This window comes from Nostoc sp., from assembly GCF_036917375.1.
GTDB lineage: Bacteria > Cyanobacteriota > Cyanobacteriia > Cyanobacteriales > Nostocaceae > Nostoc.
Genome location: NZ_JBALDN010000118.1, coordinates 43,885 through 60,353 on the forward strand (window position 1 = coordinate 43,885; position 16,469 = coordinate 60,353).

At 41.2% G+C, this 16,469-nt stretch carries 16 protein-coding genes; 10 read left to right on the top strand and 6 right to left on the bottom strand.

The genetic code is table 11. The annotated features are described in order from the left end of the window. Nucleotides 1-52: 52 nt before the first annotated feature. Together V7K45_RS32370 and V7K45_RS32375 are read left to right on the top strand one after the other, a co-directional pair. A complete protein-coding gene (locus tag V7K45_RS32370; RefSeq protein ID WP_335010021.1) occupies nt 53-1,198 on the top strand; it encodes a beta-ketoacyl-ACP synthase in 1,146 nt (381 codons plus the stop codon). Between the two features lie 438 nt (nt 1,199-1,636). Continuing rightward, entirely contained in the window at nt 1,637-2,926 is a 1,290-nt protein-coding gene (locus V7K45_RS32375; RefSeq protein WP_335010023.1) for a Glu/Leu/Phe/Val family dehydrogenase, read from the top strand. 205 nt (nt 2,927-3,131) lie between these two features. Here V7K45_RS32375 and V7K45_RS32380 read toward each other — a convergent pair whose 3' ends face one another. From V7K45_RS32380 to V7K45_RS32395, 4 genes are all read right to left on the bottom strand, one after another. Continuing rightward, nucleotides 3,132-4,253 carry a Gfo/Idh/MocA family oxidoreductase gene (locus V7K45_RS32380; protein WP_335010025.1) on the bottom strand — a complete coding sequence of 374 codons (1,122 nt, stop codon included), beginning with the start codon at nt 4,251-4,253 and terminating at the stop codon, nt 3,132-3,134. Between the two features lie 54 nt (nt 4,254-4,307). Next, the gene (locus tag V7K45_RS32385; protein WP_442942092.1) at nt 4,308-5,555 is read right to left on the bottom strand and encodes an ISL3 family transposase; all 1,248 of its coding nucleotides are present in this window, start codon (nt 5,553-5,555) and stop codon (nt 4,308-4,310) included. Nucleotides 5,556-5,803: 248 nt separating this feature from the next. Beyond that, nucleotides 5,804-6,031 carry a hypothetical protein gene (locus tag V7K45_RS32390; RefSeq protein ID WP_335010027.1) on the bottom strand — a complete coding sequence of 76 codons (228 nt, stop codon included), beginning with the start codon at nt 6,029-6,031 and terminating at the stop codon, nt 5,804-5,806. Between the two features lie 18 nt (nt 6,032-6,049). Beyond that, nucleotides 6,050-6,277: a hemerythrin domain-containing protein gene (locus V7K45_RS32395; RefSeq protein ID WP_335010030.1), complete on the bottom strand. Its 228-nt coding sequence runs from the start codon at nt 6,275-6,277 to the stop codon at nt 6,050-6,052. Between the two features lie 354 nt (nt 6,278-6,631). Between V7K45_RS32395 and V7K45_RS32400 the strand changes: the two genes are divergently transcribed. The 7 genes from V7K45_RS32400 (at nt 6,632) to minE (ending at nt 12,132) form a co-directional block, all read left to right on the top strand. Continuing rightward, nucleotides 6,632-6,937 carry a DEAD/DEAH box helicase gene (locus V7K45_RS32400; RefSeq protein WP_335010032.1) on the top strand — a complete coding sequence of 102 codons (306 nt, stop codon included), beginning with the start codon at nt 6,632-6,634 and terminating at the stop codon, nt 6,935-6,937. A gap of 36 nt (nt 6,938-6,973) precedes the next feature. Beyond that, nucleotides 6,974-7,471: a DUF29 domain-containing protein gene (locus tag V7K45_RS32405; RefSeq protein WP_335010034.1), complete on the top strand. Its 498-nt coding sequence runs from the start codon at nt 6,974-6,976 to the stop codon at nt 7,469-7,471. A 40-nt stretch (nt 7,472-7,511) separates the two neighbouring features. Next, a complete protein-coding gene (locus tag V7K45_RS32410; protein WP_335010036.1) occupies nt 7,512-8,174 on the top strand; it encodes a hypothetical protein in 663 nt (220 codons plus the stop codon). Nucleotides 8,175-8,230: 56 nt separating this feature from the next. Further along, complete coding sequence (locus V7K45_RS32415) at nt 8,231-9,553, top strand: four-carbon acid sugar kinase family protein (protein WP_335010038.1); 1,323 nt, start codon at nt 8,231-8,233, stop codon at nt 9,551-9,553. A 226-nt stretch (nt 9,554-9,779) separates the two neighbouring features. Next, the gene (minC, locus tag V7K45_RS32420) at nt 9,780-10,820 is read left to right on the top strand and encodes a septum site-determining protein MinC (RefSeq protein WP_335010040.1); all 1,041 of its coding nucleotides are present in this window, start codon (nt 9,780-9,782) and stop codon (nt 10,818-10,820) included. A gap of 172 nt (nt 10,821-10,992) precedes the next feature. Then, nucleotides 10,993-11,799 carry a septum site-determining protein MinD gene (gene minD / locus V7K45_RS32425; protein WP_104908781.1) on the top strand — a complete coding sequence of 269 codons (807 nt, stop codon included), beginning with the start codon at nt 10,993-10,995 and terminating at the stop codon, nt 11,797-11,799. Between the two features lie 36 nt (nt 11,800-11,835). Then, nucleotides 11,836-12,132, top strand: a complete 297-nt coding sequence (gene minE / locus V7K45_RS32430; RefSeq protein ID WP_094350996.1) for a cell division topological specificity factor MinE — start codon at nt 11,836-11,838, stop codon at nt 12,130-12,132. A gap of 252 nt (nt 12,133-12,384) precedes the next feature. Here minE and V7K45_RS32435 read toward each other — a convergent pair whose 3' ends face one another. Then, complete coding sequence (locus tag V7K45_RS32435; protein WP_335010042.1) at nt 12,385-13,719, bottom strand: hypothetical protein; 1,335 nt, start codon at nt 13,717-13,719, stop codon at nt 12,385-12,387. Nucleotides 13,720-14,821: 1,102 nt separating this feature from the next. Here V7K45_RS32435 and fmt point away from each other — a divergent pair. After that, complete coding sequence (gene fmt, locus V7K45_RS32440) at nt 14,822-15,826, top strand: methionyl-tRNA formyltransferase (protein WP_335010044.1); 1,005 nt, start codon at nt 14,822-14,824, stop codon at nt 15,824-15,826. A gap of 174 nt (nt 15,827-16,000) precedes the next feature. On the opposite strand, the gene V7K45_RS32445 is transcribed toward fmt, so the two are convergent. Further along, complete coding sequence (locus V7K45_RS32445) at nt 16,001-16,363, bottom strand: DUF6464 family protein (protein ID WP_322651162.1); 363 nt, start codon at nt 16,361-16,363, stop codon at nt 16,001-16,003. Nucleotides 16,364-16,469: the final 106 nt, after the last annotated feature.

The following is a 16,469-nucleotide window of genomic DNA, read 5'->3' on the forward strand; positions in this document are numbered from 1 at the left end:
GGGGGCGAGGGAAAAACTCTTAACTCCTCACTTTTAACTCCTAACTCCTAAATTGGTCAAAATTGTTGTTACTGGTATTGGTTTAGTTTCCGCTTTGGGTGGAAGCTTAGAGGATAGTTGGCAAAATTTAATCGTAGGTAAATCTGGAATACGGTTACATCAACCGTTTTCAGAACTTACACCACTTCCTCTAGGTTTGATTGGTAAACAACCATCTGAGTTGACAAGGTTAACTCAGATGGTTGTTGCTTCTGCTTTAGAAGATTCTGGGTTAGTTGCACCTTTAGCTGATTGTGCTGTAGTTATTGGATCGAGTCGCTCTTATCAAGCGTCTTGGGAAATGCTGGCGCGGCAAATGTATAGTGACGCGAAAAATTTTCCCGTGTCCTCTTTGGGAAATTGGCTAGATACATTACCTCATATAAATGCGATCGCAGCCGCGCGACAAATCGGTGCATCAGGTATAGTTTTAGCACCGATGGCAGCTTGTACTACTGGAATTTGGTCTATTGCCCAAGCAGCTATGCTTATACAAACTGGGCAATGTCAACAAGCGATCGCAGGTGCAGTGGAAGCACCGATTACACCCTTAACTTTAGCTGGATTTCAGCAGATGGGTGCTTTGGCGAAAACTGGCGCTTATCCCTTTGATTTACAGCGAGAAGGCTTAGTGTTGGGTGAAGGCGCAGCTGTGTTTGTCTTAGAATCAGCAGAGTTGGCAAAACAGCGTCAAGCAAAAGTGTATGGTGAAATTCTCGGTTTTGGCTTAACTAACGACGCATATCATAGTAATTCACCAGAACCTGAAGGGAAAAGTGCGATCGCTGCTATCAAACAATGTCTAGAACGTAGTTGTCTATTACCAGGCGATATTGATTACATTCATGCTCATGGTACAGCTACCCAGCTAAATGACCAGATGGAGAGCATGGTAATCCAGCGTTTGTTTCCCGAAGGCGTGGCAGTTAGTTCCACGAAAGGAAGCACAGGTCATACACTAGGGGCATCTGGAGCTTTAGGTGTGGCTTTTTCTCTCATGGCGCTAAAGCATCAAATATTACCGCCTTGTTTAGGTTTGCAGCAGCCAGAGTTTGATTTAGATATTGTTACAGCAGCACGTCTAAGCAAAATCCGGCAGGTATTATGTTTGAGTTTTGGCTTTGGGGGACAGAATGCCGCGATCGCACTAGCAAGGTAAAAATTTTGGGTTTAACTATCTGACCAAAAATATATAAATTTTCATTTAGGGGCGCACCGCATTGGTGTCAGCTTAACGTAAAACCGCTTGTCCGCCGGGAATTGAAATTCCCGTCTCATAGCTAAAGTCATCTGAAGATGACTAAATATCGCCAAAAATCTCCAGTCTACTTCAGTAGACTTAAGCCTAAAAGCCAAAGAAATTTATTTCCGGGCGGGCATGGAAGCCAACATTTAAGCTATTTCCAGCTTAAGTTGACACCAATGGGCGCATCACTGCCCCTACAAACGGTGATTTTTGAATAATTTCCGTATATCAGAATATAAAATATAAAACTGTAACAAAAACTACAAAATTCTTCCTTTTTCAAAAAAAAAGGATAAGCTTAGGTACAGATGAGATCCGGTTCGCAAAGATACCGTGATTAGGAGAAAACTTATGATTTCAAAATCTCTGTTGCTGTCAGAACCTGCTTCTCCAGCGCATATATGCCCATTTGACCAAGCCTGTAGCTACTTAGAAGCGGCAGCTAAAGAATTAAATTTAAATCAGGGTTTGCTGGAAATTCTCAGCCACCCGCGTAAAGTTGTTACGGTTTCCATTCCCGTAAAACTAGATGATGGGGAAATACAAGTTCTCGCTGGACACCGGGTACAGCATTCTGATGTCTTAGGCCCCTACAAGGGTGGAATTCGTTACCATCCGGCTGTGACATTGCGGGAAGTATCCGCTCTAGCAATGCTGATGACCTGGAAATGCGCCTTGTTAGGTATTCCTTACGGTGGTGGGAAGGGTGGCATTGCTATAGATCCCAAACGCTATAGTGTTGGCGAATTAGAGCGAATCAGCCGCCGTTATATCAGCGAGTTGATTAAAGATATTGGCCCTTCCGTAGATATTCCTGCGCCAGATATGGGTACTTCTGCCCGTGAGATGGCTTGGATGATGGACACCTACTCTGTAAATGTTGGTCATGCTGTACCAGGAGTTGTCACTGGGAAACCCCTTTCTATTGGTGGTTCACTGGGACGAGAAATGGCAACCGGACGTGGCACGATGATTATTGTCCGTGAGGCGTTAGCAGATCGAGGTAAATCTTTAGCAGGAGTGCGAGTAGCCATTCAAGGTTTCGGTAACGTTGGCTGTGCCGCAGCAGAATTACTACATGAAGCAGGCGCGAAAATTATCGCCGTTTCAACAGGTGCAGGGGGAATATTCTCTGAAGCTGGTCTTGATATTCCCAAGTTGAAAGTCTACGCTGCTGAAAATCGCAAGAGTATTGTTGGTTTCCCGCAATCTGTACCAATTAGCAATGCAGATTTATTAACTTTACCCTGTGATGTCTTAATACCAGCAGCTTTGGAGAACCAAATCACTGAAGAAAATGTGAATCAGGTGCAGGCGCAAATTGTCGCAGAAGCAGCTAACGGCCCGGTTACTCTTGAGGCTAACTTGGCATTAGAGGCGCGGGGTGTGACAGTGTTACCAGATATTTTGGCGAATGCTGGCGGTGTAGTGGTCAGTTATTTAGAGTGGGTGCAGGGTCTTTCTTACGTATTTTGGGATGAGGAGCGCGTCAACCGTGAAATGGAACATTTGATGGTGCAAGCCTACCGCAAGGTGATTCACCAGTCGGAGGTACGGCAAATTTCTTTAAGGTTAGCAGCTTACACACTGGGGGTAGGTAGAGTGGCTCAGGCGCTGATTGACAGAGGTCTTTATCCTTAATATTTGAGCATAGACAGCAGTTTTTAATTGAATAAATAACATCTAAGGGCACAATGTTATTTTGTGCCCTTATATTTTATGAATAGCCGATGTTTCTGTTAAGCGATCGCTACAACATAACTAGTGGTCTGATTAGAGGCTGCTGCCTGCAATCATAAATTGAGTCAGCAGCCTACATGAATGCATTCCCATTCTAAAACCAAACTTACGACTCGCCAGAAGGTGCAGCAGCATGAATCAAGTCTGGCTTCTCGTCATTCGGAGGACGCTCAATAGTTTGAGCCGATGTGGGACGTTGATGGCGATTGCGAGTTTGGATCTGTACGGGTTTACCCGTCTTAATTGACTCGTAAAGTGCTTGAATAATCGAAACATCAATCAACCCTTCCGTCCCAGATGGTTCTGGGTCTTTATCTTTGAGAATACAATCAGAGAAATAAGTAAATTCAGCCGCTAGTTGATCGCGATCCTCAAAAGTACGCTCTTGAGTTTCACCATTAATTGTCAGGTAATGCTTGATTTCTCCTTGCCAAGGATATGCAGGTTCTACTCGTAAATCGCCTTGAGTACCTACAATCTGATAGGTTGAAACACTTGCACCTCCAAAGCTACAGGTAAATGTTGCCAATCGCTCATTAGGGAAACGCAAGATGACGCTAGCCATTTCTTCCACTTCGCTGAAGCGTTGTTCTCCGTTATTGGCAGCTACAGCAAATACTTCAATTGGTTCATCTTGAAATAGATAACGTGCAGCATTAATGCAGTAGATGCCAATATCGTAGAGCGTGCCACCACCAGTAACATCTCGTAAACGAATATTGCCTTCTTCTACTTGCTGAGTAAAAACAGAATTGAAAATTCGTGGTTCACCAATTTGCTTTGAGCGCAAAATTTCAACTGCTTGTAAATTGGCTTCTTCTAAATGTAAGCGATAGGCAATCATCAGCTTCACATTGTTATCATTGGCAGCTTGAATCATTGTTTCACACTCTTTTTCTGTAACTGCCATTGGCTTTTCACATAACACATGAATTGCCTGATTAGCAGCCCGCACAGTGTAGTCACAATGCAAGTGATTGGGCAGCGCAATATAAACTGCATCAATCTCGCCGCTTGCCAAACAGTCCTCATACTCTTCGTAGGAGTAAGTATGCTCTATTCCATACTTTTTGCTCAATTCTTCGTTTTTAGTGGGGTCATCTGAAACTAGTGCCACTAATTCTGAGTTTTCGGCGTTGGCAAACGAAGGTAAGGCAGCTTCTTGGGCAAACCAACCTAAACCAACAACGGCGTAACGAATTTTGTTCTTACCATTTGTAGCAGTCATTTTTATCCTCTTTTAATGAAGGAATATTGGTTCTTCAGTACTTGTTATGCTAAACTAATAATCAAAGTGCCAATTTAATAAGCATCTTACTCTAAAATTATTAAAGTTTCTGAACCCATAAGCTGAACGCTTAATTAGCTTGAGTTTGTTATTGATGCCTTCAACAGCACCACTTGTTGTCCTATTATCAAAGTAAGCTACTATTTCATCAAACCATCGGATAAAAGTATTGTTACTATTTGGGAAATATTTTTTAGCTTTTGATAGCCATATACCCAATTTAAAAACTGCCGGATACCAATCATTTGTTTTATTAAAAACTCTTCTAAGTTTCTCTTTCAATTCATGCATTAATTTTAGACTAGGAGACACAGCTTTCACCTGAATAAGTTTATTTTTTTGCTCTTCGTTTAAATCTGACTCATTTTTAAGTAAAACATATTTACTTTTATTTAATCCTGATAATACTTGCTCCTGTTTGAATTTTTCTTTTGATGTCTTTGCTTTTTTTATTAACTCTTCTGTATTTCGCCTTTCTCTTTTTCTCTGTGTATCTAATTCCTTATTTATCTGAACCATAACGTGAAATCTATCTGCAACTACTTGAGCTTCAGGCATTAATTCTGCCACTAAGTTTTTATAACCTCTCCATAAATCTATACTGACTTCCTCTATTTTTTCTAAGACTTCAGTTCCCCATCCTATAAGAGTTTCCTTTATTATTTCTTGAGTCCGTCCACTTAAAATAGCAATCAGTTTGGATGTATCCAAATCTATTAGTACTGCACAATAATTTCCTTTTCCTTTAACTAGAGCTATCTCATCAATTCCAAGTCTTTTTAATTTTAAAGGTTTTGAATCTGATAATTCTAGCGTTGCGTCTTTTAACATACCTTCTATCTCTTCTGTTGTGACTATCCCTTTTGAAGCTACAGTGTGAATATCGTTTTCTAAAACTTCTTGTATCGTTTTCTTTGCAAGCCGCTTTGTATAAGTTCTTTTCTTTCTGACAAAATCTAAATTTTCACTAAACGGTTTTTTACATATTTCACATTTGAATTGCCGCCTATTAATTTCTAAAAATACTGGCTGTTCTCCAAAAGGTAAGTCTTTAACAATATATCGATGATTTTGATGTAATTTCTGACTTTTTGTGCCACATCTGGGACAAGTACTATATATTTTTTTTGATTCGGTTTGTAAAATAATTCCAATTCCATAGTGGAGGCGATGCGATACAACTTTTATATCTCCTAAATCAAGAAGTTCTGTTAGAATCTTAATATCTCTTTTGCTAGTCATGACTGTAAATTTATATAAAAATAGTCTGAATTATATTTACAGTTAACAATAAATACTCTTTATAAGTCAATCCCTATAATGCTTTAGCAGATTATTTATACTTGTTTTTGACATCATCTGATATCTATTGTTAATGATTTAGCATAACAAGTACTGAAGAACCGGAATATTTTGGTAATTTTAATGCCCTAATTGCGTGTAAATTATGGCTAACATATTTATGCAAACATCTAGAACAAAGCGCATTCTTACATTGCTAATGCAGCTTCTACATTTGATACCAACTTAGCTTTAGTTTCTTGAAACTCTTGTCCCAACTCAGTTAGCTCTTGCTCGCTCATACATTCGCGGACGGCATTAAAAATTTCGCTTTCTTCTTCTTTTACATGATGCTCAAGTGTTTCTTTCAATTCGCTCATTTTTTCTTTAAATTCAGGGTTATTAGGCTTAAGCGCCTTAATTTCTTCTAAAATCACTGAAACTTCTTCATGTTCTTATTCAGCTTCTTCAACATATTGTTCAGTTTCTTCGTATTCTCGCAAAGCTGGGTAGAAGACTAATTCTTCAGTTCTTGCATGGAAGATCACTTCTATATAGATTTGATTGAATTGCTCAACCAATTTTGCACATTTAGCTTTTTCTGCTTCTGCAAAAAGTTTCTCAACTTGCCGATGCTCTGCTTCAATTAATGAAAGAATGTCTGTTGCTTTAGTTTTAGCCATTTTTCCCTCAATAATAATCGATTTATAGGGCTGATAAATTGGAGGTTAATAAATGGGAACTCGTATATTCTCAATGACTTGGGAAATGAAAACCTCATTCTTTGAGTAAGCTTTAATTTAGACTTAAGGAATATTTTCGGTATTTCACCTTGACTGAAATTCATAACCTCAGCATGAGGGATGCTGAGTATGTAGCGTTAGCAGGTCAAAGCTACAACCCAAACCTCGAACACCTGTTGAAGATTCCCACAAATTTGGTACAGCCTCACAAATAAGTGGTGTAAGTCCTAAACATAACTAAGTTCTGTTTGTCTTTGATGTTACAACAGAAATGACAATAGCCACTTAGTATATATGACAACCGACTTTCAAAAACAGGGATTATTGCTTCTGCGTCAAGCGCTTGATAATTCCACAGCCGATTTTCGCCCTGGACAATGGGAAGCGATTGAAGAATTACTTCAGCAGCGATCGCGGTTACTTGTTGTTCAACGCACTGGTTGGGGTAAAAGTCTAGTTTATTTTTTAGCAACTCGCTTGCTACGCGATCGAGGCGCTGGTTCTACTCTTTTGATTTCGCCATTGCTAGCTTTGATGCGAAACAAAATTGCAGCAGCCCAACGCATTGGTGTAAAAGCCGAAACAATTAACTTTAATTGAGATAAATTAAAAAAATACTAAGGATTCGGCTAGTGTATGGTGAAACCAATAATCCCATCAGAAACTCAAACTTTATACGATGAAGATTATTACCTGTGGCTGAGGACAACTATTAATCAACTTCGTGCTGGGCAGTTTTCTGCTGTTGATTTGGAGAATTTGTTAGAAGAGTTAGAAACTATGGGTAGAAGGGAGAAGCGAACAATTGAAAGTTTATTAATTAAGCTTCTTGAACATCTACTAAAACTCAAGTGTTGGGATGAAGAACGAGAACGTAATCAAGGACATTCGAAAGGAGAAATCAGGTCTTTTCGTAGAGAGATTAAAAAAGCTTTAAAAGATAGTCCTAGCTTAAAACCTTACATCTTAGAAATATTTGATGAATGTTATCAAGATGCAAGGAAAGAAGCAAGCGATCGCTCTCAACTTACCATTGACATATTTCCTGCCATACCCATTGGTTCTTTAGAACAAATCTTAGATGAAAACTGGTTTCCTGAATATAACCATAATCATCACGGTAAACCCGATTAAAATGAATACGCAACTTGGGTTTCCATAGGAGTATGCAGACGTGCAGCCGGACTTAATAGGCTTGGAAATTAGTAAGGGTGAACTAAGACGTTTGACTGGGTTCGATCCAGAAGACGTTTTTCGCCCCTCGGTTTTGCGAGATAGCAAAAAGCGATTAGGGTTTTTTATCAGTGAAATGCTGGTGACGCTGGCGCTAACGCCAATAATTGTGGGCTTTGTTTACGCGTTTATTATTCTGCCAACTATTGGTTCTTCAATTCGACTAGGAATTCTTTTACTAATTTTAGTGCCAATGCCGATATTAGTGGGGCGATGGCTATGGCGACAATTAACCTGTCCTGAAGGACTGACAATACTTTTAGACGAAGTTGATAAATATCATGACCTGGTTGCTGCTATAGATATTAATGACCAATTAGCAGCATCAGGAAATGTAGAAAGCAGTATCCATGACCGAGAAAAAGTCACCGCCGCCTTACAACTAATTAGAGAAGATTTAGTCCGCGCTCTGAAAACGGAACGAATTTTGCGAGATAATAAAAAATTGCTTGCTAATAACCAAGAGTTATTTGTGAATAATTTAGCCAGTCTGCAAGCTTTACAAGTTAGTAGTCAAGCAGGCGAATATGCTCAACTGCTAAATCAATCATTGCAAATTGCGATCGATGTACAAGCAGAAATCAGAAAATTGCAGAAAGGCTGAGTAGAAATTACCTCTGTTGATGAATTTCCCAGAAAACAATCGCCCCGTTGACTTAAATGAGCAACAAACCCAAAATAATTGTCCTGGATGATGACCCTACAGGTTCTCAAACAGTCCACAGCTGCTTGCTGCTAATGCACTGGGATGTAGACACTCTACGCCGTGGGTTGCAGGATGATTCGCCGATTTTCTTTGTGCTGACTAATACTAGATCGCTAACGCCAGAGTCAGCTGCATCTGTCACCAAAGAAGTTTGCCAGAACCTGAAAACAGCTTTGAATGCTGAAGGAATTGAAGATTTTCTAGTTGTCAGCCGTTCTGATTCTACTTTGCGGGGACATTATCCGATTGAAACAGATGCGATCGCACAAGAACTTGGCCCCTTTGATGCTCATTTTCTCGTACCAGCATTTTTTGAAGGCGGACGCATCACCCGTGACAGCGTGCATTACTTGATGATTGACAGTGTAACCACCCCAGTCCATGAAACCGAATTTGCCCGTGATTCCGTCTTCAGCTACCATCACAGTTACTTACCCAAGTACGTCGAAGAAAAGACTCAAGGACGAATTAGTGCCGAAGCTGTAGAAAGATTTGTCCTAGCTGATATTCGCGCTGGTAGTTTGGAACGATTGTTACAACTTCATGGTAATCAGTGCGCTGTTGTCGATGGTGAAACTCAAACCGATCTCAACCGCTTTGCAGTGGATATATTAGCAGCAGCAAGTCAAGGGAAACGCTTTCTGTTTCGCAGTGCAGCAAGCATTTTAACGGCTTTAGCTGCTTTACCACCCCAACCCATTACTGCCGAAAACATGGGGCAGTACGTGCGCCAAGGTAAACCAGGTGCGGTGATTGTTGGTTCCCATGTGAAAAAGACTACCCAGCAATTAGAGGCGCTGTTGCAACTAGAAGGAACTGTAGGCATCGAAGTAAATGTAGAGCGATTACTTGATGATGCAAATCAATCTGCGACATTACTAACTGAAATCCAAGAAAGTACACGGGCGGCACACAAAGCTGGCAAAACACCAGTGGTTTATACTAGCCGTCAGGAACTGAATTTTCAAGATGTCAAGACACGATTGGAGTTTGGGGAAAAAGTTTCAGGTTTATTGATGGATATTGTGCGCGGTTTACCATCTGATATAGGATTCTTAATCAGCAAGGGTGGCATTACTTCAAACGATGTCTTGAGTACTGGACTAGCTTTAACTTCAGCCCGTTTACTCGGTCAAATTTTAGCTGGTTGTTCAATGGTGTTAACGTCATCCGATCATCCCCAGTTTCCTGATTTGCCTGTGGTGCTGTTTCCAGGTAATGTCGGCGATGCTGATGCCTTGGGGACAGTTTATCAGAGGTTGACCTTGCCAAGTTGAGATTTTAGACTTTCCTGCGAAACGCATAGCTTGCTTCCCCGGAGGGGTACGGCTACGCTCAGTCGAACGATTTGAGATTAAAGAGTCTTTTGGTTAATGTCGGACTAATATCCCGCTACGCCAACACCCCTTGTGAGTGACACAAATCCAAAATCCAAGTTGCGCTGTCAGCGCACCAAAGGTGCGACCCAAAATTGAAAATCTGTTGTCTTTTGGCTAGTAGTATATGACTTCTGATTCTGCGATTCCCAATCTAAAGTCAAATTCTGCACTTCCTAATGCAGAATCAAACTCTATCCTTTCTGAGGTAGAGGCAAATCCTACTATTTCTGATGTAGAGTCAGATTCTATCCTCCCGGATGCTGAGTTAAAATCTGTCCTCCTTTATTTAAAATCAAATACTGTCCTTGGAGATGTAGAGTCAAATTCTGCTGAACCAGATGTAGAGTCTAATACTGATGCCGGATCGGATTTTATCCTGACTGATTTAAATCCCAATGAGTTAGCATTACCAGGGCATCGCGTAAATGATAATACTCAAGTTCAGTTAAAAAGTAAGGAGGGACGATTGTTATTAATTTTGCCCTCAGAATCTCAAGTATCTGCTTCAGAACTTACTTGGTCTGATATTTGGCAACAAATCAGGCAACGTCTGAGTGCAGGCGATCGCTTCCGGGTATCTAATACACCTGTGCATCTAATGGCACAAGACCGTTTAGTGGATACCAGACAACTCCAAGAACTCGCCGAGGCTTTGAGTGAAGTCCAACTCCGACTGATATCTGTCTCGACGAGTCGGCGGCAAACTGCGATCGCTGCTGTAACTTCTGGGTATTCTGTAGAACAATTACAGCCCGTCACTTCCCTGAGTACCGAGCCAACAGCTACAGCGATCCCCCAAGAAGATGCCCTCTATTTAGAAATGACAGTCCGCTCTGGAGTAGAAATTCGTCATCCTGGGACAGTAATTCTCTTGGGAGATTTAAACCCAGGTGGTATTGTAATTGCAGATGGAGATATTATTATCTGGGGTCGTCTGCGTGGAATCGCTCATGCTGGGGCTGGAGGCAATAGTGAGTGTCTGATTATGGCCTTGCAAATGGAACCAACCCAACTGCGGATCGCAGATGCTGTAGCTAGAGCACCAGAGAAACCGCCAATGCAGTTTTATCCAGAGGTGGCACATATTACGCCCCAAGGAATTCGTATCGCTAGGGCGACTGATTTTTCCAGAAACCAATTCACCAAGAGCAATCAAGAACCATAAATATTTACTTAAAGAATGAAGTATATAAGTAAAGATGAAATAAAACAAATATTCATGCCTCACCCTCATCAGGGAGAACAGATATTTCTTCATACTTGATACGATACTTCATACTTTATACTGCAATTTACTGTTTTATATTTCCTGAACCCTCATTGACCGCATTTCTATCATGACTCGCATTATTGTGATTACCTCCGGTAAAGGAGGAGTGGGTAAAACCACAGTTTCAGCAAATTTGGGTATGGCTTTAGCCAAAATGGGGCGTCAAGTTGCTTTGGTTGATGCGGATTTTGGTCTGAGAAATTTGGATTTGCTCTTAGGGCTGGAAAACCGCATCGTTTATACTGCGGTAGAAGTCTTAGCCAGAGAGTGCCGATTAGAACAAGCCTTGGTGAAAGATAAGCGCCAACCCAATCTCGTACTTTTGCCGGCAGCCCAAAATCGCTCTAAAGATGCAGTCACACCCGAACAGATGAAGTTATTGGTGAATGCACTAGCGCAAAAATATCAGTATGTGATTATTGATAGCCCTGCCGGGATTGAAAATGGGTTTAAAAATGCGATCGGGCCGGCCAAAGAAGCGCTAGTTGTCAGCACACCAGAAATTTCCTCAGTTCGCGATGCCGATCGGGTAGTAGGGTTACTAGAAGCACAAGGTATCAAGCGTGTTCATTTAATAATTAACCGCATCAGACCCTCAATGGTGCAGGCAAATGATATGATGTCAGTGCAAGATGTTCAGGAACTTCTCGCCATTCCCCTGATCGGGGTAATCCCTGACGACGAGCGTGTTATTGTATCTACCAATCGCGGCGAACCCTTAGTGTTAGCGGAAAATCCATCTTTAGCTGCTACAGCCTTTGAGAACATTGCTCGTAGATTAGAAGGGGAAAGTGTCGAATTTCTGGAGATCGACTCGTCCCAAGACAGCATCTTCGCCCGTATACGAAGGTTGTTCAGGACAAAGATTGTTTAACTTACCTTTCCAGTCTCCGCGCCAGACCTATTCGTAATGATTGAACTTCTAGAAAAACTTTTTTTTCGCGGCCCTGATAGCAGTCGAACTCAAGTTAAACGTCGCCTGCAATTGGTGATTGCTCACGATCGCGCTGACTTAGATCCTCAAACGTTGGAAAAAATGCGGAAGGAGATCCTAGATGTAGTCTGTCGCTATGTAGAAATTGAGACAGAAGGCTTGGAGTTCTCCTTAGAAAGCAACCAACGAACCACAGCTTTAATTGCCAATTTGCCCATTCGCCGGGTGAAGGGTGCCATACCTGAATGGGAAAGAGGTGATAAGCCTCTCTAGCTTGAATTTGAAGTATTTATATTTATGATTTAGTCAAATTGTTCGTTCTTAGTCAGGACTTTAGTCCTGACTACAAACTACTTTTTATAGATGGTTTGGCAGATATTATATTGCTGATTGAAAATATGAATTTGTCTTACCAAAACAGTAAAAATTGAAGATATCCAACCTCTGTCATTCTCTGAAAACAGGGATAAAAAAATCCCGTTGTCAGCAGTGACGACAACGGGAGTATGTAGGGTTTTTTATAATCTATCGGTAGGCAACTTGTGGGCCTGCCCAAATTTCTGTCACCTTTTTACCAAAAGTAATCGCCCGATCGTTATCTGTTGTAGTGATAGTCTTACCATCATTAGCAACTTGCATTAATGGCCAGTTTTCCTCGCCCAATTCCCCTGCACGGAATAACACGCGATCTGGTTGGCTTTTACTCCACCCTAACAATACGGCAATTTTTTCATGTTCTTCCTCACTCACAGGAGCGACTGTGTTAACGTGATTTTTTTGCCGATCCCAAATCACAGCACTATCTGTAGAATCAGCTGTGTTAAATATACCATCAAACTTGCGTGCTAAGAAGCGATCGCCTTTTTCTGACCAGCTAACTGGAACTAATACCCCAATCTTACCGCTCGTATCAGTTTCTTCTGAAGATTCCCCCTTTACAGCCTTTACCTTTAATAAAGGATCGCTAACTGGAGTCGTTGAAGCCATCACCCACAATTTCTTAGTGTGCATATCTTGGACAAACATGACGCTAGTTACACGGCTGTTGTACATTTGAGGTTTTACCTCCAGTTGCACCCGGCTATAAACAGCATATTTACCATCTGGAGAAATCACGGGTACGCTGCGATAGTGACGCACTCCAGAACCACCATTAGCAGCAACAGCTTCTTGAGTGGCTGTAATCCATTTCCAAGGAATCGGATGAGGACTACCTATTGGGTCTATTTGTTCTGCTTGGGACTCATTAGCTGGTTCCACAACAGGTATTTCCGTCGTTGTGGTTGATTGAGATTCTCTAATGGCTGGTACTACTTGAGTTGCTGTCAATGATTCAGTAAAAGATTTTTCTCTAGAGAGATAATTTTCTTGTCCTCTCAAAGACTTGACATTAGCAGCTTTAAGTTTGCGTATTAAATTAAGTTGACTAACAGGAACATCTGTTGATGGTGCGAGTTCAACTGCTGCCAAAGAATCGGGAACAGTTACATCACTTACATCTAAATCACTGCTTGCGAGATAATTATCTACTTCAGTTGAAGACTCAATTTTATTTGCTGGTAATACTTGCGGTTCCTGAACAGCAGTACTTTGTGTTGGCACAGAGTCAAATTCTTCTGTTATCGATTCGATTTGATCTGTTTTTAATGTTTCAGCTATCTCAGGTTCCCCAACTACAGCTATTTCCTTTGATACAGAGTCAGATTCTCCAGTTATCGAAGTTAGTTTATGTACTTCGGATTTTACTGGGATCGAGTGAGCCGATGCTCCTAATAAGGGTGCAATCAGCATCACAACGACAACGTAATTGAGAAATGGTTGGGTGCGGAACCATCCTGACAGCAAAAGGGGTTTAAGCATTTGTAGACTCTCTAGAGGGGGCAATTGCTATGTGAGAAGCAATACATCAACAGCAATGGAGCAGGTGGTAGTTATATGTATAACAAGAAACTAAAACTAATGACGAAATAATATCTTCAAAGTTTGCAGAGGTTTACAAAAATTAAGTATCATTGTCTACACCTTTTCTTACTTAGGTACGGAATATTTTTTTGCAAAAATATGCGAGTATAGTAAATACGCTGATAGCTCAGTAATTACTACACGATATATAATGTTCCTATACCCAAACACACCAAAAATAAGTCTTGGTTAAGGAATATTTAGGATATAGTTTGAGGAATGAGGCTGGCAAACAAGAGTTAGATAACTCAGCTATCGGGGATCGTACTAGCGATCGCTAGTACACAGCAAATAAGCTAGGTTACACACTAAATATAACAGCGCAAACCCTCATGATAGTAAACGTGAGGCGTTAATTAAAAACCTGGGAAACCGGACGCATAATACATCATACTCAGAATATATTGCTATCAGCAACCCAAAGTTATAAATTGCTATCTAAACTACAGAAGTAGTTAGAAGACGCAATAGTTTTTCGGAAACTTAACTACTAAAGTTAATTTCGGGCAGACAATCGGGAACACAACAAAATTCACTCGGTAGATGCTCTAGCGACTCGCAAAGAAAAACCACTAAGTGATTAGTTTCACTAGAGGCAAATGCGGCTGATACTAGCTGTTACGCTTGTCAACTTAACTCGGCAAGTTAATCAAGCAGCCTTTGGTTTCATGAATACGAAAATATTGTACCACCAAACAGCCAATATTATTTACAGCCAACAACTGTATTTTGCAACTGCGTCCCGTATACAGAAACCTGCTAGTAGTCTGCCAACCCAAAAATGCTGGGTGAGAATTGGGTAAAGGTTAAAGGTTAAAGGGGAAAGGATAAAACACCTTTACCCATTGCCCTTTCCCCTTTCCCCCGCCAAGGAAACTTGGCGAACTGCTAGATGCTGGCTCAGTGAATTCTGTTTCAACATGCAACTTAAATGTTGTCAGTTATCAGGGGCGCACTTACGATTAACTAATGACTCACGACTAAAAACTACTAATTATTAATGAAAATTGTATTTTTTGGTACACCCCAGTTTGCTGTACCCACCTTGGAAAAATTATTGAATCATTCAGAATTTGAGGTGCTGGCGGTTGTCACCCAACCAGACAAACGCCGGGAACGCGGAAATAAACTGACCCCTTCACCAGTAAAAGCGATCGCCACTGCTCACAACTTACCAGTATGGCAACCCGAACGGGTGAAAAAAGACACCCAAACTTTAAGCAAACTCAAACAATTAGATGCAGATGTGTTTGTTGTTGTCGCTTATGGACAGATTTTATCGGCAAAAATCTTAAATATGCCAAAATTAGCTTGCATTAATGTGCATGGCTCGATTTTACCCAAATATCGCGGTGCAGCACCGATTCAGTGGTGTTTGTATAACGGAGAGAAGGAAACGGGGATCACCACTATGTTGATGGATGTGGGGATGGATACCGGCGCAATGTTGCAAATAGCCACTACACCGATTGGATTACTGGATAATGCCCAAGATTTAGCCGACAGACTAGCAGAGATCGGTGGGGATTTGTTAGTAGAAACTCTGTTGAAGTTGGAACGTAAAGAAATTCAACCAATTCCCCAAGATAATTTAGCAGCTACTTATGCACCTCTGATTCAAAAACAAGATTATGCCTTGGATTGGTCGAAAAGCGCGCTCCAATTACACAATCAAATTAGAGGCTTTTACCCTAACTGCACAGCTACCTTTCGTAACAACCTGTTGAAAATCACCGCTTCTGCTCCTCTTGGTTCTGTAAGCGATTGCGATCTCCCACCAGAATTAGAAGAATTGATCCATAAATTGCCTGATTTGTCAAACGTATCAGACAAACCGGGAGTTATAGTCAGCATTGCTAAAGGAATTGGTGCGATCGTTCAAACTGGGGAAGGTTTCTTGCTGTTACGAGAGGTTCAGCTAGCAGGTAAACGTCCCCAGTCGGGATGGGATTTTGTTAATGGTAGCCGCTTAACTGTGGGAGAAGTTTTTGGTGCGGGAAGCTGACGGGTTGGCAATTTTAGATTTTGAATTTTGGATTTTGGATTGAAGGAAAAAGTATTCGACTGATTTGTATTGAGCTTGCTTGCCCTTCTTCTTGCCGTTCGCGCAGCGTCTCTTAGAGAAGGGTCGAAGTAGCACTCACACCGAAATCCAAAATCTAAAATCTAAAATCCAAAATTAAATCGCTTCTAACTTTTCATAAAAGCGGCAAGATTCACAAGGGCCATCTGGGTTGACTGCACAACGAATGAGTTCTGAATGAGCATTGTAGCAGCAGGTGGCATCACCGATTACCCAACGTCCCGCTACCAAACTTTTCTCAGATGGTCGTTTAGCAGACTGTACATAAATGGCGATATTATGCAAGCGGTAGCGCCCACCTTTAAGTTGGTATCGATGGCGGCGTTCTAAAACCGCGTAGGTTTTACCTTCAAAATCGAGATAGTTTCCGGGTTGGGGTGTCCAATCAAGTTGCACTTTACCGAGGGACTCACGCGGATGCGTCAGAATCACCTCGGTTTGTAAAGAGTCTGGCTCCATAAGCTGATGTGATTTGATTTACATTATAAGGATAGTATCGCGATCGCTTTCTTTAGCTTACCGAATTTAAATTACAATTATTGATTAACTCTTCGCGTCCCTACGG